Here is a 17,468-nt window from a genome sequence, read left to right on the forward strand (position 1 = left end):
ATGTCCAGCCAACTGCTGCCTCCGCTCGCTGCGTTCGGCGTCACCCCCGTGGAACTCGCAATGCTCGGAAGCGCTCTCGGAGCCCTTCTGATCGTCTTCGGCGTGGCAAGCGCGTTCCGACGCAAAGACCCGGTCCTGCGCCGCCTGGAGGCATCCGGGCCCAAGCGGCAGCGCACAGTGGAGTCCGGGCTGCTGCTACCATCGGCGCCTGACCCGCGAGGCTTGGACCGCGTGCTGATACCATCGGATCGGGCCGAACGGACGCACGTTCAGCGTCAACTCTCTTACGCCGGCCTCAACGGGCCCCATGCTCTGCGCAACTATTACCTAGTGCGCATAATGCTCAGCATTATTCTGCCGCTGCTATTTCTCGGTTTGATATTCCTGCTCCGCAGCGGTGGCCTGTGGGTCCCGACGCCAATCGCTCGCCGCCTTGGCGCAATGAGCCACGTCACGATGATCCAGATCACCGCCCTGCTTGTCGGTGTAGGGTTCTTCTTCCCTGCGCTCTGGCTGCGCGATCGCGCCAATCAGCGCCGCGACGCGATCGAGAAGGCCTTTCCAAACGCGCTCGACCTGCTTCAGGTGTCGGTGGAGGCAGGCCTGGGCCTCGATGCCGCCATCATTCGAGTAGCAAACGAAATTGCGGAAGTCGCCCCGGAGATTTCCGAGGAATTCCTGACCGCGCAGCGAGAGGTCCAGGCTGGCCGCGGTCGAGACAAGGCTCTGTTCGATATGGCGGAACGGACGCAGGTCGAGGAAGTTAAAGCCTTTGTCAACGTTGTGATTCAGGCCTCTCGCTATGGCACAAACATCACGGACGTTCTGATGACCTACGCGCAAGAAATGCGTCAGAACCGGGAACTGAAAGCACAGGAAATGGCAAACAAGCTCCCGGTAAAGATTTCGGCGGTCATGGCTTCGCTGATGTTGCCAGCCCTTCTCATCATGACCGTTGGGCCGATTGCGCTGCGCTACATGCGCGTGTTTGGCGGATGAATGTACCAATCAGGTCATCCCAATGGCATTGCCAACTTGTTTGTCGTGGGCCCTTGTCGTAGGCGGCACAGATGAAGATGCCTTTCAGCTTGCCGCACCTGAAAGGCTACCGCTTCCCCCGCGAGATCGTCGCTTACGCGGTCTGGGCGTATCATCGGTTCGCGCTCAGCACCGGCGATGTCGAGGATCTGTTGGCCGAGCGCGGCGTGACGGTCAGCCGGGAAACTGTGCGGCAGTGGGTCAACCGCTTCGGAGGCCATTTTGCTACCTGCATCAAGCGTGACAGACCGGCCGCCAGCGACAAGTGGCACATCGACGAGGTCGTCGTACCGATCAACGGGGTGAAGTTCTGGCTCTGGCGGGCGGTCGATGCGAGCGGGATGTGCTCGACATCCTCGTGCAGAAGCTGAGAAACGCGAAGGCGGCCCGGCGATTTCTGACGCGACTGATCGGCCGGTTCGGCGATCCGCGTGTCGTCGTCACCGACAAGCAGCTGCGCAACTACACCAAACCGATCCGCCATCTCGCGCCAGGAGCGGATCATCGGGCGCACAAGGGCTTGAACAACCGCATCGAGGGATCGCACAGGCCGACCCGAAAGCGCGAGAAGATCATGGGGCGGTTCAAGTCACCCGGGCAGGTCCAAAGGTTCCTTGACGCTCACGATCAGATCAACACGATCTTCCGACCCCGTCGCTACCAACTCTCCGCTCTCTCCTATCGCCACCCCCGATCCGACGCATTCGATCTCAGGGGCACCTACGCCATCGAAATGACCGCCTGAACAGTGCCCTCCCGATCGAAGTCACCCGCGTTCAGACAAGTTGGCAATGCCTTTCGGTGTTCTAGCCTCGGCGGCGGCTCCACCATTTAAAAGAAATATCAACTCAACTAGGTTTGACGTATCAGTCTTCCCATAAATGCTCCGCAGATGAGCCTTGAGCGTGCTTGGCGCAAGATTTAACTCAGCGCATAGGCGATGCACAGAGCGACCCTGCGAAAGTTCAAAGCAAACACGAAATTCCGCCTTAGTCAGTCCTAACGGATTCGCGTCAGAAAGGGTCTTGGAGTTTTCAAGGTAAGATCCCTCCCCAACATCGTTTCCCAAAATATTGCTTCCTGATCCCTTAGTCCGTACATGCGACTTCCAATTGCGAGAAAGAACACCCAATGCCTCCGTCATGATGTCAATCGCCATGGGTGACAGAACATGCCGAAAATGGAGCTCCAAATGATAAGATTCCATAAAGCCAGGTGAGAGCACCAAAACGGCAAAATCTTTGAGGTCTCGGGAAAAGTGAAACTCTCTTAGCGCTTCCGTACCGGCAGGATTATAAACACTCTGTACCCATACCGAAGATCCTCGTGCTCGAGCAAGGTCTTCCCCGAAAATCTCATTGCCAAAAGTTGTGCTAAGTGAATTTGTTTGACCTTCGCGCCAGTCACACCGCGCAATGAGTTCATGGCGCCCCGGCCACGCGCGTCGACGAACGAGCATAGCCGCTTCACCCTTCGACGCCGTGAGCACCCTCGCCAGCGCGGCATCAAAGGGGACCTCCCCACGGACTGCTTCGCACCATACGCTAATCGCATCCACCCAAAGAGGAATGCTCACAACCGGGTCCCACGGCGTGCCTGGCCCGGCACCCCAAGAAGCACTATCAGAGCTCACATTCACCTCCAAACACCGTTGACGGCACTACTACCCAACTCGTATTGAACGTCAGCCTTTTCCAGAATATCACCACCTACAAACCTAGTGATTAGGAACAAAACGGATCCTCTACCCCTAAGAGCGGATCCACTGTCTCCGACAATAGACAGGGATAGGAACCTTCGGCGCGATCGAGCTTTGTGTCTCACACCAGGCATACTCCAAGAATCGTCAGTGGTACCCACGTCCCCGTCGAGGCGCCGGCCGGCAACGCGAATTCTCTGTCGATTGGATTCGACGCTGACCCCTAATGACAGCACAGTGTTGTTTAACCGTCGCAGAACAGCGCATTCATTTTCGGTTCATCAAGCGCGTGGTTCCAACGGCATTGCCAACTTGTCTGAACGCGGGTGACTTCGATCGGGAGGGCACTGTTCAGGCGGTCATTTCGATGGCGTAGGTGCCCCGGAGATCGAATACGTCGGATCGGGGGTGGCGATAGGAGAGAGCGGAGAGGGTTCCGTCGCAAACCTTTCCGGATGGCGGAGTAGCCCGAGCTAAGGACACAATTATGCCGCGAGCTCCGCGAAGATCTGAAACGCGGTGGTGCCATTGGCCGGGATCTGGCCCTTTCTGATCATATGCGCGGCTTCGATCCCGGCGATGGTGGCCGCGGCCGATTGGAACGCCTTGAAGCCCATCATCGGGCCGGTGATCCGCTTGATAACGCGATGATCTTGTTCAAGAATATTGTTCAAGTCCTTGGCCTGTCGCACCACGATGGTGCGCCCGTTTCCGGTGAATCTCAGGATCACGTTCACCGCCTGCAGGCCGGCCAGGTTGGCACCGCTCTTGTCGATGGCGACCCGGTCGGGCACGCCGTTGGCGGCAATCGCCCGTTTGAAGAACCGCCGGGCAGCGGCCAGATTGCGGCGCTCCGAGAGCAAGAAGTCAAGGGTTTGGCCATCCCGATCGACGGCGCGGTAGAAGTAGGTCCACTTGCCCTTCACCTTGATGTAGGTCTCGTCCATCCGCCAGGAGGCGGCCGTTGGGCGTTTTCTCGCTTGCACCTGGGCCGCGATTAGCGGTGCGAATTTCACTACCCAGCGGTTCAGCGTCTCGTGGTCGACGGTACCCCCCGCGCTCGGCCAGAATCTCCTCAAGGTCGCGGTAGGAGACGGCGTAGCGGAGGCAGAAGAACACCGCCTGCAGGATCACCGACTTCGGATAGTGCGCGCCCTTGAACTCGATCACGCCAAACGCCTCTCGCTAACTCTCTGACAACGCCGACATATCACGCGCGCTCAGAACGTCGAAAGTTTGCGACAGAGCCCCCTCCAGACCGAAGTCACTCTCGTTCCGACAAGTTGGCAATGTCACCCACAGACCGAGGTTGCGGTTCTCCTCGAATTCAAAGCAGCTTTTTTCGCCGAGATAGATGCGTCACTTGGCAGCGCAGCGCTGGCGGGCATCGTCACGGGCGGCAGTGAACCCCGCCAGCGAGAATGTATCCCGAGTTTCCGTACCATGCGTCGAAAGGGCAGTTATCGTGGCGTCCGATCCCTGCTTCAGCGCGTCAAGGAGACCCGATTGCGACGCCGGCACACGCGGCCACGCCCACTGTCCTTTAGTGATGAAAGGGTATTTTCGGCCGCCGATGTCCATAATCGGCGGGGAATTTGGGGCGAACGGATAGCCGCCGGTAAAAGAAATTCCTCCCTTTGGATCGCCCCCGTCTCGAAAGTTGACGAATAGAAGAATATCCCCCCTATTCACCTTCACAGGTTTACCGCCACGGGTGGTCAAACTTCTCTTCGGAGCGGACACTCCCCAACAATTAGGCTTCGGTGCGGCAATGTAAAAGACGCTCCAATCCGTTTCTATTTTAATGCGTTTCTCTGCGTGGGGCACATTCTGAGCCCAAGTAGAAGTCGCATAGGAACATGCAATTACGAGTAGCATTCCGCATTTGATCGGATTTTGCAACGTTCCGGTTCTCCATCAAACCATCGGACATCTGGGTTCACATGAAGACCCCGGGGCGCCCCGTTGCGAGGTCAACTAACGACTTCATCCCAAAATACACTGTCGGAATCTACCGGCATCAGGCAACCCCCATCGGCGGTTTGCCGCTCACAACACTCCGCCGAAGTCCTCCTCTATCTGAGGGCAAGGATTTATAAAAGAAAACAAAGGCTAATGCCGGCCGCACGTCATTTCCGTGCCAATGCACGTTCTCGCAGCAAACCGAGGCGGCGCTCCGATCAGTAAAGGGATCGCAAGAGATTGATCGGCATGGACATGCTATCCAAATTCGCGAAGGACAAAAGCCACTCAGCCTGCGCGACAACTATTTCTGCAGTAATTCGTGGCCTGACATGCTGTCCAAGCTTGACGCGTGCGGGGCTTGCACAGGTGCCGATCATTGCATGGCGCAGCGCCGCCAAAGGTGCTCGTCGCTGGTCAATATACTGTGAGCCACAAACCGATGCTTCGACCAAGGAAGGCAGTCATACGTGTAATACCTACCACGGCAGCGGGGCAAAGGCCCGATTGGGCTAGACGAAGATCATCATGGGCGGCCCACCGTCGGGCGCATCACGGACATTGACTGTTTCATCAAGGTACCGAAACAATGGGAACGTTTTTGTGGCGGTTCCCGTGAAACCCTGAGGGGCTCGGATCAGCAGAACGTCAAGCGCCTGAAGTGCGACCGAAGATTGACCTACCGCCCGCAGGGGAGCGGGCCCCGCGAACCGTGTGGGTTCTACCAAACCCGAGGATCATTCTGTGGCTATAATGACCTATGAGATATCTCGTTTCGCCGACGACGCGCGCGAGGAACGCTGGATCCTCATGGTCCATGGCACGGGGAGGGTTCGGGTTCAGCGGGTGGGTCGCGGCACGGACAACCCGCGTGACCAGTCAACAATCGAAGTACTTCTCGACGGCTCGCAGTCACGCGCCATCAAGGATGCTATCCAGGAACTTCTGTTGGTTCTCGAAACACCCTTCGGCGAACTGCCTTGACGACGTTTTACAGCTTCCCTCGGTTTGCGCAGACCTCATTAACGAACCCGCCGGTGCCACCTCGACGACGCCCATCTCCAACCAGGCGTGGCCGTGCCCAGGTGGGGTAGAGCTGTTCGGTCGGTCCTTCCGCAGGCAACTCTGGCCGGCTAAACTCAGGCGCAGCGTAACCGCTGGTCCGAGCCTTCGGTGGCCATGGCCCGGAGAGCTACATCCCAGTTCGCTCTTCGGGCCTGTCGTCCCTCATATGCTTCCGGATCATCCGAGTTGATTTCGTGACCTCGCGTTTCTGAGTGATCGCGCTAACTCCCGAGTAGGCAGAAGGCGGAGGCACGCAGCGGCGGTGGGCTGAGGCCGTCGCATGGGCTGTTCGGTGGCGTCTCGGAACAAGCTGAGAAAAGGAAATGTCGTCATGGCAGCGGAGAGCCTTGCTTTGGCAATCTTGGAGGAGCTGGAGCATCAAGGGGCCACCGAACCGGAGGATGCAGTCGATGTGATCGCGCTGCGGCATACCCTTGGCGCCCTGCAGCTTGATTTCGACACTGCCGTAGCCGAACTCGCGGACTTGGAGCAGGTGGGACTCGTGATTGGGAAGATCTATCTGCGACGCAATGTGTGAGCGTGTTCCACTCTACACACGGCGGCAAGAAAAGTACCCGTATGGGGAGTGGGCGCCTAAGACGCTTCAATTGCGGCATGTGAGGCCACCAGAAACCCTCCGTCAGGAAATCAACCCGAATGTCTAAAGGGTGCGGATCCAGGACGGCGTAGCGCGTGAGAAGGGCTTCGCTCGCTTCAGCCCGCCCCGCGGATTGGATTGACCATCTCGATGCCGATAAAATCACGCTCGTTGTCGGTGACAACAACGCAATCATTCGTGCCAGCTATCGCGGCTACAATCATGTCGAGGCCGCTGCGAGGGCGACCGGCGGCCTTACCCTCCGCCATAAGCCGCGCCCAAACTAAACCAGCCTTGTCGTCGAAGAACAGGATACGTCCTGCAAATAGAGCCTGAGGACCCTCCGCCCCGGCGAACCAAGCGTCAAGTGCACCACGCTTCTTGCCGCGCGGCTTTTCCAGAATGCCACGTTGAATTTCGGCGACTGTCAGCGAGGAAATGAACAAGTCCTCGTCGCGCTGGCTCCGCATCCAGGCCAGAAGCGACTCTGAAGGGTTCGGCTTGACGATATTGCTGATAATGTTGGTGTCGAGAAGGTAGCGCGTCACAGATCGACCTTACGCCCCTCTTCACGTGCGCGGGAAAGGTCGAGATCAGCGCCAACCAAAGGTGAGCGACGCAAAGCAGTTAGAATATTACCGGGCTTCGGTGGTTCTCCGATCACGGCTGTCTTCACGGCGGCGCGCACCTGTTCCGCTTCTGGCCCTTCCTCCGCCAGGCGGCGCGCGAGCGTGCGGATCAGTTCGCGATCTGCGTCGAGCGCCGTCACCTCAAAACGAGTAAAGCCGCGTTGCGTTAGACGCGCGCGGTAATTCTGAAGCGCCCTTTTCTGCGCGGCGTTGCCCATCATCATCCCCCCATAGACTATATCTGGATATATAATCCATACCTGCGTGGTCGACAAGGGATCACGGGATGATGACAGGCGCTCCTCGGCTGCTGGAATACCCGTTTCGGCCCCGTGGCTGGACAGCATCGAGACCGTGACCGGAGAGAAAATAGGGGAGTTACCAGGCCACAGAGAGACTTCCGGATTGCGACCCCGTTGAAAACTCACGGCGGAGACCCGCTCTTAAGTTTGCCTTAAGAATCGTCCCCGAGGAGGCCGGCATGAAACATGCTTCCCCCTCCGGCCTCTTGCGCATCGTCCTGATCTGGCTCGCCCTCGCCGCGGCCCTTCCGGCCCAGCCCACGACCGACCTTTTCGCCGGGCCCGGCCGCGGTGCCGCGCCGCTGACCGCGGATCAGGCGTTCCGGGTTGCCACTCGGCGCGCGGCCGACTGCGCCCTGGAGGTGAAGATCGACGTCGCCGCGGGCTATCACCTCTATCGCGCCCGGCTGACCGCGGCGACCACGGGCGGCGCGGCGTTAATGGTGGACAGCCCGCCCGGCACGATCGAGGAGGATCCGAATTTCGGCCGGGTGGAGATCTGGCGCGGCACGGTCGCGGCCAGGGTCGCCTCGGACGGCGGGGCGGCGGTGCTCCGCTGGCAGGGCTGCGCCGATCCCGGGATCTGCTATCCGCCGCAGCGCCTGACGATTCCGGCGATGGCCGCTGCAGCCGGCTCTGGTCCCGCCGTCTCCGCCACGGCGACAGTGCCGCCGACCTTCGCGCCGCAGGACGGTCTGATGGCCGGGCTGTTGTTGCGCGGCGGGGCGACGCTGGTGCTGCTGGCCTTCGCGGGCTTCGGACTCCTCCTAGCCTTCACCCCCTGCAGCCTGCCGATGGTGCCGGTTCTGGCCGGCATGCTCGCCGCCGGCGGCGGGCGGATGACGCCGGCACGCGGCGCGGCGCTCACCGGGGCCTATGTGCTGGCGGTGGCCTCGGCCTTCGGCCTGCTCGGCCTTGCCGCGGCCTGGTCAGGGCAAAACCTGCAGGTCGCGCTGCAGTCACCGCCGGTGATCTGGACGAGGGATTGCCAACTTGTTTGTGGAGCGGTGCCTTTTTAGGCGTCGGGTATGAATATAGCGTCCGCCATGCCGCGCCTGAAAGGCTACCGTTTCCCTCGTGAGATCGTCGCATATGCGGTCTGGGTCTACCATCGCTTCGCGCTCAGCATGGCAGATGTCGAAGATCTTCTCGCCGTTCGAGGTGTGGTGGTCAGCCGGGAAACGATCCGGAAATGGTTAAACCGCTTTGGGGTCCACTTCGCCGGTTGCATCAGGCGCGACAGACCGGCCGCAGTCGGCAAATGGCACTTGGATGAGGTCGTCATCCCGATCAACGGCAGAAATTGCTGGCTCTGGCGGGCGGTCGATGCGAGCGGCGACATGCTGGATATTCTTGTCTCCGGCTACCTGGTTTCAACAGGGCGCTTCTCACTCGTCCTCGTTGCCACTGCGGGAGCCCTGGGATGTAACATCGGATCAACCCTCGCCTATCTCGTGGGCGTCTTTGGAGGGCGTCCCCTGGTGGACCGCTAGGGACGCTACGTCCTGCTCAACCCCGCCGAGCTAGACCGGGCCGATCATTATTTCAGCCAATATGGCGGTGCGACGGTTTTCGTTGCGCGTCTCCTGCCGGTGGTACGGACGTTTATCTCGCTCCCGGCCGGCATCGCGAGGATGCCGTTCGTCAAGTTCCAGCTTTATACCTTCGTCGGATCCTGGCCGTGGTGCTTTGCGCTGGCATTCGCCGGTCTGAAACTTGGCGAAACTTGGGACCGGAACCCGGTCTTAAGACATGTGATGCACACGCTAGACGGCGCCGTGCTGGTCACACTTCTCGTCGGTGCGGTCTTGTATGGCCGGCACCGGTGGAAGGATCAGACGCGGTAAGAGATAGAGTGCAACCCTGCAGCCCCGCCTTGAGCCTTTCCGCTGGGCCAGCCTGCGGGCGCTAGGCTCCGCGGCTTACGGTGGACCCGCGCCATCGTGATGAACATTGCCAAGGGTTTTCTGGAGTTAGGGTTCATTGTGGGGGCGCGAAGAGGCGGGCGCATCTTGTCCGTCATAGTGCTTTCAGCTTGGATGAAGTTGACCTGAAGCTGGCAATGATTACGGAGCGTCTCGCCAAATGCTGAAGAACCTTCTGAATCTCCATGTCACCCAGAATCAGACCTTGGGCCAGCTGCTGACGGTCGGATTTCTGACCAACATCCTGGGAAGTGTGCTTGCCGCGGCGGCCATCCTTCTAATCGGCTTGATAGCGGCCAACTGGTTTCACAAGCGGATCGTCGGCCTGACTAAGCGCTATCACCGGCTGGATCAGACCCTCTTCACGTTTCTCGGCAATATCACCCGATATGTGGTGCTGACCTTCGCCGGGGTCTTCGTGCTCAACAAGTTCGGTATCCAAACAACGTCCATCGTCGCGGTTCTGGGCGCCGCGGGCCTCGCCGTGGGGTTAGCCCTCCAAGGCACGCTGGCAAATGTTGCGGCCGGGGTAATGATCATCTTGTTCCGACCGTTCAAGCTTGGCGATTTCATTGCTGTAGACGGAGTCTCCGGCTCAGTGATGGACATCAACCTGAACTTCATCGAGCTAAAGACCTACGACGGGCTGCAGATCATTGTCCCGAACGCGAAGGTCTGGGGCAACGTGATGACGAATTACTCGGTCTATAAGACGCGGATGGCGGAATGGACCTTTGGCGTTGGCTACGCCACGGACCTGTCGCTCGCCGAGCGGGTCATCCGCGAGACCATTACCTCCGATCCTAGGGCCCTTGCAGATCCGCCGTTCTTTCTGAAGGTCAACAGCCTCAACAACAGCTCAGTGGATTTCCTGTGCCGCTGTTGGGCCAACAGCGCGGACTTCTGGGTTTTCAAGAATGACATGAACCGGGCGGTCAAGGAGGCGCTTGATGCCAGTGGGATCGAAATCCCGTTCCCCAACCGCACGGTCTGGCTTAATCACGTGACAGACCAGCCGAAGGCCCCAGAACGCGAAACATCGCAGGACTTGGCTGCGCCGAAGGCGGATCAGCTCACGGCACAGAGATAGCCTTGGATGGTACACTTGCTATGCGCGCCGGTGGGTGCTCAGGCCGAGATCTAATGTGCCAGCAGCGTGAGATATTCGCGTCGGCATTGAATGGATCAGCGGATTTGGTGGCGGCGAGGCGCTGGGCCTGATCGCGAACCACCAATTCTCGAGACGGTCTGCGCGGTGGGCAAAGAGGTGCGCTTCAGCATCCGCCCGCTGGTTGGCCGTCAGCAGGGGCACATGAACATGTTTCTGGCCGAGGCCAAGGTGCCCTACGACATCGTGAACCCGTTGATCCACAAGGAGAACCGCCGGATGTTGTCAACGGCGGGAGCGTGAAGAAGGGGAGGATCTGGGGATCTGTCGCAAACTTTCGACGTTCTGAGCGCGTGATATGTCGGCGTTGTCAGAGAGTTAGCGAGAGGCGGGCGACGTGATCGAGTTCAAGGGCGTGCACTATCCGAAGTCGGTGATCCTGCAGGCGGTGTTCTTCTACCTCCGCTACGCCGTCTCCTACCGTGACCTGGAGGAGATCCTTGCGGAGCGGGGGGTGCCGTCGACTACGCGACGCTGAACCGCTGGGTGGTGAAATTCGCACCGCTGATCGCGGCCCAGGCGCAAGCGAGGAAGCGGCCGACCGCCACCTCCTGGCGGATGGATGAGACTTACATCAAGGTGAAGGGCCGCTGGACCTACCTCTACCGCTCCGTGGACCGGGATGGCCAAACCCTTAACTTCATGCTCTCGGAGCGCCGCAATCTGGCCGCTGCCCGGCGGTTCTTCAAGCGGGCGATCGACACGAACGGCGTGCCCGACCGGGTTGTCATCGACAAGAGCGGTGCCAACCTGGCCGGCCTGCAGGCGGTGAACGTGATCCTGAAATTCACCGGCAACGGGCGCACCATCGTGGTGCGACAGGTCAAGTACTTGACGGATGTATTTGACAGGACCATCGCTTTATCAAGCGGATTACCGGCCCGATGATGGCTTCAAGGCGTTCCATTCGGCTGCGGCCACCATTGCCGGGATCGAAGCCGCGCATATGATCCGCAAGCGGAAGATCCCCGCCAATGGCGCCACCGCCTTCCAGACCTTCGCGGCGCTCGCAGCATAGTCATGTCTGCCGAACGGCTCCGCTCATCCTGCTCGGAAGTTTGCGACGGAACCGCTGAGATCGGACCTCCACACCGGCGGTCGTAATGCCAACCCAGGCAGTGGCTCACTCCGAGATCAGGGGGCCTAATGCAACAGAAGGCTGATCAGGGTTGCCACGAGAACGTTGAGCAGGCCGACAAGCACCATGAGTAGCCCAGCGATCGACCCTTCCTCGGGTCCGATCTGATTGGCACGAGCGGTGCCCGCGCCGTGCGCGCCAATTGCGAACAGGGCGCCGCGGGCGAGCGAGCTGCGGATGGGGAGCCAAGACAGCAGAAGGTCTCCGAGAACAGCGCCGAACACGCCGGTCATTACGACGAAGACAGCGGTGAGATTGGGGACGCCTCCGATGTCTTGCGAGACCAACATCGCAAAAGGCGTGCTGATGGAGCGCGGCAGAAGGCTCAGCCGAAGCGTTCCATTTAGCCCGAGAAGGGTCGCCAGGAGCCAACTGGTGCCGACCGCCGTCAAGGTGCCGGCGACCATGCCGATCGCGAGAACCGCCCAGTCACGCTTGATCAGTGCGCGCTGCTCGTAGATCGGGACGGCAAAGGCAACAGTTACGGGACCGAGCACGGTCAGAAGCCAGCCGGCGCCGTGTAGGTAGTCGCCGTAATTCGCGTGAACAACGAGTACAACCACGATCAGCAGTGCAGGTGTCAACGCCAGCGGCATTAGCCACCAACGCGGCCAGCGGCTGTAGAGCTGTTTTGCCAGTAGATAGAACGCGATGGTCAGCGACGACCAGAAAATCGTCGCCAGCCAGGGCTCAAGTGTTGCCAGAGCGAGAAGCGGCATGGCGCGCCCTCCAGTTGCCTGAAAGCTCGACGGTCATGGCGGTTACGCCCATCACGGAAATCGTACCGCCCAGAATAACAGCCAGGATTTTTAGCCCCAGAACCCCGAGAAGTTGCGGATAGTTCAGCACTGCCAGGACCGCTGGGACGAAGAAGAGAAGCATCTCAGCGAGAAACCAGTTTGCACCTCGACGGAGGCTAAGGGGACTCATGAGGCGGCTACCAAGGAGGAACAGCAGGAGGGCGAGGCCAATGATCCCTCCAGGAAGCGGCAGGCCCGTTACGTGCACCACCGCTTGGCCGATCAGCCAGATCGCGGCAAGCAGCGCGATCTGTCCAGTCCTGCTGCGATGAAGGGCATAGCGGAATCTAACCGACAGGCGATGAGCGGTCATCGAGGTCACTCCAAAGCGGGCATTTCTCGCCTTGCCCCCTATATGAGAGGTGAGCAATAATTCTCAAAATGACTTATACGACTAATCATAAGTCAAAATTGGAATAGACATGAATTTCCGCACCCTCCAGGTCTTTGTCGAGGTCGTCCGCCAGGGCGGCTTCACCCGCGCTGCGGAGACAGTCTTCGCGACCCAGTCGACAGTCAGCAAGGCAGTCCGACAGCTCGAAGATGAGGTCGGAATGCCATTGCTCGATCGGGTCGGACATCGGAGCACGCCAACGTCGGCGGGAGAAGTCGTTTATCGGCACGCGCTTCGACTTCTGGCGGAGCGGGATGACCTTATGGGGGAACTTGACGAGATCCGCGGCATGAAGCTTGGCACCCTCCGCCTTGGCCTTCCGCCCATTGGATCAAGCATCCTCTTCGCTCCGGTTCTCGCCGCCTACAGAGAGCAGTATCCTGACATCGATATCCAACTCGTCGAATACGGGAGCACCCGACTCGAAGAGGTTCTACGGGCGGGGGACCTTGATCTCGCGGGCTCACTCTTGCCGGTGTCCGCAGAGTTCGATTGGCAGGAGGTACGTCGCGAGCCGCTCGTTGCGCTCCTAACGGAGACACATCCGTTGGCGGGCGGGGCCCCGATTGGCATTGATGCGCTGAAGGATTTGCCATTCATCCTTTTCGAAGGTGGCTTCGCTCTGAACCGGATCGTCCTTGAGGCATGCCGACGGCGGGGGTTCGAACCCCAGGTTGCGGTGCGGAGCAGCCAGGTCGATTTCATCGTCGAACTTGCGGCGGCCGGCCTCGGCGTCGCATTCCTCCCGCGCATGATTGCGGATGAGCAGCGCCGACATCCTGTTGGCAAAGTCTTGTTGGCTCACAGCGATACGGACTGGAACATGGCGATGGTCTGGCGGCGCGATGCCTACCTTTCCCACGCGGCACGGGCATGGTTGACATGCTTGCGTGATCGAGAACCAGCCGGTGGGTGAGCAGCGCCAGAGATTCTGCTCGTCGCCTTGCTTGCCTGAGACGATGGTTGGGCGCACTCCAAGCCAAGCCGTCAAGCACATCGCGCCAGTCTGTCACCGACGCGGCCCAATCCGAAACAGACATCACGACCCCTCCATTCGATCTGGAAGAGTTGAAACAGAAATCATCAAAAAACGCAGCTGTAGTACTATGGGCCACGGTTTTCGCGCGTTATGGGCGGCGGACGCGCCTTTGAGGCGGGCTATGATAGCGGCGCGAGATAGTGGCATGCAAGAGTGGCACGTTTCTGCGTCTGATGTTGTATTTCATAGTCACAACAGATATTTATGTCTGACTCATAGTGGCACGAATTGGGCCAAAAATGAACCTCCATGAGAGGTGCGAGAACGCCATGATGGAGAACATGATCATCGCGCCGACACGGATCGAACCGGCCCGGATCGAGGGTGAGATCGACTTCGGTCTGGCCGAGGCGGCGTTGAGCCTCGCCCAGGCCGCAGGCCGACTTGGCGCGGGCTTGCCGCCAGCGACACTGGCACAGGTGGCAGCGATGATCCGGGTGATGAACAGCTACTACTCGAACCGCATTGAAGGCAACAATACCCGCCCGCGCGAGATCGAGGCGGCGCTGGCCGGGACTTTCGATGAAGACCCGCGGCGACGCGCGCTGCAGCAGGAAGGCGCGGCGCATGTCCGGCTTCAAGCCGAGATCGACCGGCGCGCTGCTATGGGGGTGCTTGAGGACCCGTCTTCGCCGGACTTCATCCGTTGGCTGCACCGGGAGTTCTATCGCGATGTCGACTCTTCGGCCCTGGTTATCCGTGAGGGTGACTCCGGAAAGGAAGGACGCATCGTCATGGTCCCGGGGGAATGGCGCGAGGGCGATGTCGAGGTCGGCGATCATGTGCCACCGCCTCATGACCGGTTGCCGGCCTTCATGGAGTATTTCCACACTCGGTTCCGGCAGGATCGGTTGCATGGCCAGGTTGCGAAGATTCTGGCAGTGGCGACGGCACATCACCGGATGAACTACATCCACCCGTTCTACGACGGTAACGGGCGGGTCAGCCGCCTGATGAGCCATGCGATGGCGCATCAGGCCGGGATCGGGACGGGGGGTCTCTGGTCGGTTTCGCGCGGTCTTGCCCGCGGAATTGCCGGCGGCGTGCCGGGGCGTGAGGAATACAAGGAGATGATGCGTCTCGCCGACCGGATCCGACAGGGCGATCGCGATGGACGCGGGAACCTGTCGCTCCAGGCTCTCACTCGTTTCGCCGTATGGTTCCTCGGGACCTGTCGCGACCAGGTGGCCTTCATGGGAGGGCTCCTCGACTTCGCTGGCATGGGTGAGCGGCTGGCGCGCTACGCCGCGGCGCGGGATTTTCGCGCCGGAGGCGCAGAGCTCCTGCGCGCAGTGTTGATCCGCGGCCGGGTCGAGCGCGGTGACGTCGCGGCGGTGCTGGGCGTCGCGCCCCGGACTGCACGAGCCGTGATCAAAGAGTTGACCGATGATGGCATCCTGGGATCGGAGACGCCGCGCTCGGCGCTCGAGCTCAGGTTTCCGAGCCAGACCCACGAGATGCTGTTTCCGCGCCTCTTCGAAGGGTGAGCCGGCGTGCGCCGAGTGTCAGAAGGACAGTGCGCGTGAATAGCAATGCTGCGCCTCGACTCGCAATGTATGTTGGCGGAATTCGCAGGAACCGAAATCGTCAGCCCCAGGCGTTCACGCGATCACGGAACTGGGCGTCTGTCATGCAGCGTCCTTGCGACATGAGGGACTCGGCCCGGCGGATCCGGCCGCCCTTTCCGATATCCCGCGTGACGCGGATGCAGGCCGGCGATCGCTGATCGCGAAGTAGCAGTCTCTCCTGGCGAACGCGCAGGTGTCGGCAAGTCCGGTCGGTTCGAACTCCCGGGGGATCCGGGTCCGGCAGAGCCGTCAGCAAACCGAAAACGCCATCACTAGATAGATCGCGGGTTCAACAGACCCGCCAGCAGGCGACGAGCAGGACAAGATCTTGCCACATCCCTGTGAGGTGCACATCAACCGCAAGCACCGCTAGTTCGGGAAGTAGGCCTAGATCAAGTCCAGACCTCCTGCGCGCTGGTTGCATAGATCGCCAAGCGGCGGGGGACAGAGAGCCGTCACAGTGCCTGGCAGTCTGTGAGGCGCCGCTCCTTCGACAATTTGGAGGCACCGGATGAGGAAGTATCTGATATCGAGGGCAGCGGCGCGCATCCCTTGAACACACCGAGAAGAAGCGGCGCGATGTGCAGCGACGCGGCCTCAGGTAGTATCCGCCGTTGGACAGGATCTCCTCGATACTCGCCGAGAGCCTCGAGGCATGGGAGGCCGACGCCTTGACCGCGCTCGCGAAAATTCCCCGGTCAGAGAGGACACCGGCACTCCAACGGCTGCTCGACCTTCGTCTCGCGGAACCGGCGGTCGCCAACGAGGCTCGGACCGGGTATCGCGTCTCGCTGCTCGGGCAGTCGGTTCTCGCTATACTGCGCCAGGCAAGATAGCGCCCAGTCCGTCGATCCTAGAGTAAGTTCCGACGCAGGTAGAGTTGCCCAGCGACGAGCCCGACGCGCTCAGTATCCGTCAGCTCGACAAGGGCTACCTCGAAGTCATTCTCGAGAACGCCCAGGCTCTGCCGCACGGCGATCGGGTCGACCGCCCGCTCCGGAACGGTCGCATCCTGGTGCTCCAACTTGTCGAGGATTGCTTGTCGCATGTTCTTGGCGTGCACTGCTCGTCCTCCCCATTTGGCTTTGCATATCCCTCAATAGATGGTCGCTGACACACCTCGTCGGGTGCCCCAGGTCTTCTCTCGCTCACGTTGTGTGGCGTCTGACCGTTTGGGCCACGAGGTTGATGTAATTCTTATTGTCGCCCCTAGCCAGGCGGCTGCGCGAGCGCATCACCTCGACTGCATCTTCTGCGGGGCCGCGATACAGGCCAAACGCCGGTTCAGGCGCCGCGCAACAGATCCTGAACGACGGACGGCTTTTTGGCGATCAGGGCAAGCAGCACCTGGGCCGGACCCGTTGGATGACGACGTCCATGTTCCCAGTTCAAGAGTGTACCCTTGGCGACACCAATGCTTTTGGCGAATTCGGCCTGCGACAGACCAGTCTTCTGGCGAACGGCGACAACATCGACATCGGCGACAGCCACCTCATGCAGCCTTGCGCCGGCGGTGTCGCCGTTCGCAAAAGCCAGTGCCTCTTCCAGGCCCTTGGACACAGATTCGAATACGCTCATGTTGGGTCTCCATAGCGTGCGATGATCACCTTGCTCATTTCGACGGCCGCCGCCTGTTCAGCCCTCGACAGATTAGCCTTCTCGTTCTTGGCGAACACCGTGATCAGGAATATCGGCATATGCGTTCCGCCAAACACATAGATCGTCCTGAAGCCTCCACTCTTGCCGCCGCCCTCCCGCGGGATGCGGACCTTGCGCAGCCCGCCACCAAGGGCCACGCCAGCCTCTGGGTTGGCGGCAATGTAGTCGATCGCCGCCTTGCGCTCCTGCTCCGACATGATTGCCCTGGCGCGCTTCTGGAATTCCGGTAGCTCGACCACGGTTTGCAATCGTGTCATCTTCGGTCCCATATATGCGCCACTGACCTATACGTCAATGACGTACAATCTGGTGCCGGCGGCTGCAATACTGGTGCGCGACGGAATGTTATCCGGGCTTCCGCCGCACAATAAGCTTCAAGAGCCAGCGCCTGTCGATGATCCGCCGAACCTCCGACGCAACTTTGCTCGCCGCCCGTCCGCGCCGATCAGAATTGCGCGGCGCTGGCCGTTATTGCTCTGTGCGT

General features: G+C 60.4%; 18 protein-coding genes and 4 pseudogenes. 12 read left to right on the plus strand and 10 right to left on the minus strand.

Annotated features, from left to right (window positions below; all coding sequences use genetic code 11):
* Both EIP85_RS18210 and EIP85_RS18215 read left to right on the plus strand, forming a co-directional pair.
* On the plus strand, window positions 1-999 hold the full coding sequence (locus EIP85_RS18210; RefSeq protein ID WP_127903642.1) for a type II secretion system F family protein: 999 nt from the start codon (window positions 1-3) through the stop codon (window positions 997-999).
* Window positions 1,000-1,070: 71 nt separating this feature from the next.
* Window positions 1,071-1,783: pseudogene (locus EIP85_RS18215) on the plus strand (IS6 family transposase).
* A 21-nt stretch (window positions 1,784-1,804) separates the two neighbouring features.
* Here the strand turns inward: EIP85_RS18215 and EIP85_RS18220 are convergent.
* The 3 genes from EIP85_RS18220 to EIP85_RS23495 all read right to left on the minus strand — a co-directional run bounded on the left by EIP85_RS18220 (window position 1,805) and on the right by EIP85_RS23495 (window position 4,615).
* On the minus strand, window positions 1,805-2,614 hold the full coding sequence (locus EIP85_RS18220) for a LuxR C-terminal-related transcriptional regulator (protein WP_127903643.1): 810 nt from the start codon (window positions 2,612-2,614) through the stop codon (window positions 1,805-1,807).
* Between the two features lie 608 nt (window positions 2,615-3,222).
* Window positions 3,223-3,907 (minus strand): IS6 family transposase gene (locus EIP85_RS18225; RefSeq protein ID WP_241560088.1). Its coding sequence is split into 2 segments (ribosomal slippage): window positions 3,223-3,792 and window positions 3,794-3,907, totalling 684 coding nucleotides; the frame shifts between segments, so codons are not numbered across the junction.
* 189 nt (window positions 3,908-4,096) lie between these two features.
* Complete coding sequence (locus EIP85_RS23495; protein ID WP_422067222.1) at window positions 4,097-4,615, minus strand: invasion associated locus B family protein; 519 nt, start codon at window positions 4,613-4,615, stop codon at window positions 4,097-4,099.
* Window positions 4,616-5,452: 837 nt separating this feature from the next.
* On the opposite strand from EIP85_RS23495, the gene EIP85_RS18230 reads away from it, so the two are divergent.
* Window positions 5,453-5,683, plus strand: a complete 231-nt coding sequence (locus tag EIP85_RS18230; protein ID WP_127903644.1) for a hypothetical protein — start codon at window positions 5,453-5,455, stop codon at window positions 5,681-5,683.
* Window positions 5,684-6,095: 412 nt separating this feature from the next.
* Window positions 6,096-6,302, plus strand: a complete 207-nt coding sequence (locus EIP85_RS18235) for a hypothetical protein (RefSeq protein WP_127903645.1) — start codon at window positions 6,096-6,098, stop codon at window positions 6,300-6,302.
* Window positions 6,303-6,478: 176 nt separating this feature from the next.
* Here the strand turns inward: EIP85_RS18235 and EIP85_RS18240 are convergent, their stop codons facing one another.
* Together EIP85_RS18240 and EIP85_RS18245 are read right to left on the minus strand one after the other, a co-directional pair.
* Window positions 6,479-6,910: a PIN domain-containing protein gene (locus EIP85_RS18240; protein ID WP_127903646.1), complete on the minus strand. Its 432-nt coding sequence runs from the start codon at window positions 6,908-6,910 to the stop codon at window positions 6,479-6,481.
* On the minus strand, window positions 6,907-7,209 hold the full coding sequence (locus EIP85_RS18245; protein WP_127903647.1) for a hypothetical protein: 303 nt from the start codon (window positions 7,207-7,209) through the stop codon (window positions 6,907-6,909). The genes EIP85_RS18240 and EIP85_RS18245 overlap by 4 nt, the downstream gene beginning before the upstream one ends.
* Window positions 7,210-7,472: 263 nt before the next feature.
* Here EIP85_RS18245 and EIP85_RS18250 point away from each other — a divergent pair, with 263 nt between their 5' ends.
* From EIP85_RS18250 to EIP85_RS18270, 6 genes and pseudogenes are all read left to right on the plus strand, one after another.
* Window positions 7,473-8,312, plus strand: a complete 840-nt coding sequence (locus EIP85_RS18250) for a cytochrome c biogenesis protein CcdA (protein WP_127903648.1) — start codon at window positions 7,473-7,475, stop codon at window positions 8,310-8,312.
* A 9-nt stretch (window positions 8,313-8,321) separates the two neighbouring features.
* Window positions 8,322-8,651, plus strand: a pseudogene (locus EIP85_RS22885) (IS6 family transposase); the annotation flags it as partial.
* 147 nt (window positions 8,652-8,798) lie between these two features.
* Window positions 8,799-9,140: a DedA family protein gene (locus EIP85_RS23075; RefSeq protein ID WP_206615584.1), complete on the plus strand. Its 342-nt coding sequence runs from the start codon at window positions 8,799-8,801 to the stop codon at window positions 9,138-9,140.
* Window positions 9,141-9,378: 238 nt separating this feature from the next.
* Window positions 9,379-10,308, plus strand: coding sequence for a mechanosensitive ion channel family protein (locus EIP85_RS18260; RefSeq protein WP_127903649.1), 930 nt, complete (start codon window positions 9,379-9,381; stop codon window positions 10,306-10,308).
* Between the two features lie 162 nt (window positions 10,309-10,470).
* Window positions 10,471-10,575, plus strand: a pseudogene (locus tag EIP85_RS23500) (NAD(P)(+) transhydrogenase (Re/Si-specific) subunit beta); the annotation flags it as partial.
* Between the two features lie 148 nt (window positions 10,576-10,723).
* Window positions 10,724-11,404, plus strand: a pseudogene (locus EIP85_RS18270) (IS6 family transposase).
* A gap of 125 nt (window positions 11,405-11,529) precedes the next feature.
* Here the strand turns inward: EIP85_RS18270 and EIP85_RS18275 are convergent.
* Together EIP85_RS18275 and EIP85_RS18280 are read right to left on the minus strand one after the other, a co-directional pair.
* Window positions 11,530-12,243 carry an LrgB family protein gene (locus EIP85_RS18275; RefSeq protein ID WP_127903651.1) on the minus strand — a complete coding sequence of 238 codons (714 nt, stop codon included), beginning with the start codon at window positions 12,241-12,243 and terminating at the stop codon, window positions 11,530-11,532.
* Entirely contained in the window at window positions 12,215-12,637 is a 423-nt protein-coding gene (locus EIP85_RS18280; protein WP_127903652.1) for a CidA/LrgA family protein, read from the minus strand. The genes EIP85_RS18275 and EIP85_RS18280 overlap by 29 nt, the downstream gene beginning before the upstream one ends.
* 109 nt (window positions 12,638-12,746) lie before the next feature.
* On the opposite strand from EIP85_RS18280, the gene EIP85_RS18285 reads away from it, so the two are divergent.
* Together EIP85_RS18285 and EIP85_RS18290 are read left to right on the plus strand one after the other, a co-directional pair.
* A complete protein-coding gene (locus EIP85_RS18285; protein ID WP_127903653.1) occupies window positions 12,747-13,634 on the plus strand; it encodes a LysR family transcriptional regulator in 888 nt (295 codons plus the stop codon).
* A 404-nt stretch (window positions 13,635-14,038) separates the two neighbouring features.
* Window positions 14,039-15,244 carry a Fic family protein gene (locus EIP85_RS18290; protein ID WP_127903654.1) on the plus strand — a complete coding sequence of 402 codons (1,206 nt, stop codon included), beginning with the start codon at window positions 14,039-14,041 and terminating at the stop codon, window positions 15,242-15,244.
* A 934-nt stretch (window positions 15,245-16,178) separates the two neighbouring features.
* Here EIP85_RS18290 and EIP85_RS18295 read toward each other — a convergent pair.
* The 3 genes from EIP85_RS18295 to EIP85_RS18305 form a co-directional block, all read right to left on the minus strand.
* Complete coding sequence (locus tag EIP85_RS18295; RefSeq protein WP_127903655.1) at window positions 16,179-16,373, minus strand: hypothetical protein; 195 nt, start codon at window positions 16,371-16,373, stop codon at window positions 16,179-16,181.
* Window positions 16,374-16,609: 236 nt separating this feature from the next.
* The gene (nadS, locus tag EIP85_RS18300; protein ID WP_127903656.1) at window positions 16,610-16,903 is read right to left on the minus strand and encodes a NadS family protein; all 294 of its coding nucleotides are present in this window, start codon (window positions 16,901-16,903) and stop codon (window positions 16,610-16,612) included.
* A complete protein-coding gene (locus EIP85_RS18305) occupies window positions 16,900-17,241 on the minus strand; it encodes a type II toxin-antitoxin system RelE/ParE family toxin (protein WP_127903657.1) in 342 nt (113 codons plus the stop codon). Before EIP85_RS18305 ends, nadS begins: the two co-directional genes overlap by 4 nt.
* Window positions 17,242-17,468 lie beyond the last annotated feature (227 nt).

Source organism: Solirhodobacter olei, assembly GCF_004010155.1.
Classification (GTDB): Bacteria; Pseudomonadota; Alphaproteobacteria; order Rhodobacterales; family Rhodobacteraceae; genus Solirhodobacter; species Solirhodobacter olei.

Excerpts from the sequence above, each read along its gene's own strand:
- nadS (WP_127903656.1), bottom strand. The coding sequence starts at position 16,903 with ATGAGCGTATTCGAATCTGTGTCCAAGGGCCTGGAAGAGGCACTGGCT.
- EIP85_RS18295 (WP_127903655.1), bottom strand. The coding sequence starts at position 16,373 with ATGCGACAAGCAATCCTCGACAAGTTGGAGCACCAGGATGCGACCGTT.
- EIP85_RS23495 (WP_422067222.1), bottom strand. The coding sequence starts at position 4,615 with ATGCTACTCGTAATTGCATGTTCCTATGCGACTTCTACTTGGGCTCAG.
- EIP85_RS18305 (WP_127903657.1), bottom strand. The coding sequence starts at position 17,241 with ATGACACGATTGCAAACCGTGGTCGAGCTACCGGAATTCCAGAAGCGC.
- EIP85_RS18285 (WP_127903653.1), top strand. The coding sequence starts at position 12,747 with ATGAATTTCCGCACCCTCCAGGTCTTTGTCGAGGTCGTCCGCCAGGGC.
- EIP85_RS18275 (WP_127903651.1), bottom strand. The coding sequence starts at position 12,243 with ATGCCGCTTCTCGCTCTGGCAACACTTGAGCCCTGGCTGGCGACGATT.
- EIP85_RS18210 (WP_127903642.1), top strand. The coding sequence starts at position 1 with ATGTCCAGCCAACTGCTGCCTCCGCTCGCTGCGTTCGGCGTCACCCCC.
- EIP85_RS18250 (WP_127903648.1), top strand. The coding sequence starts at position 7,473 with ATGAAACATGCTTCCCCCTCCGGCCTCTTGCGCATCGTCCTGATCTGG.
- EIP85_RS18260 (WP_127903649.1), top strand. The coding sequence starts at position 9,379 with ATGCTGAAGAACCTTCTGAATCTCCATGTCACCCAGAATCAGACCTTG.
- EIP85_RS18280 (WP_127903652.1), bottom strand. The coding sequence starts at position 12,637 with ATGACCGCTCATCGCCTGTCGGTTAGATTCCGCTATGCCCTTCATCGC.
- EIP85_RS18230 (WP_127903644.1), top strand. The coding sequence starts at position 5,453 with ATGACCTATGAGATATCTCGTTTCGCCGACGACGCGCGCGAGGAACGC.
- EIP85_RS18235 (WP_127903645.1), top strand. The coding sequence starts at position 6,096 with ATGGCAGCGGAGAGCCTTGCTTTGGCAATCTTGGAGGAGCTGGAGCAT.
- EIP85_RS18290 (WP_127903654.1), top strand. The coding sequence starts at position 14,039 with ATGATCATCGCGCCGACACGGATCGAACCGGCCCGGATCGAGGGTGAG.
- EIP85_RS18245 (WP_127903647.1), bottom strand. The coding sequence starts at position 7,209 with ATGGGCAACGCCGCGCAGAAAAGGGCGCTTCAGAATTACCGCGCGCGT.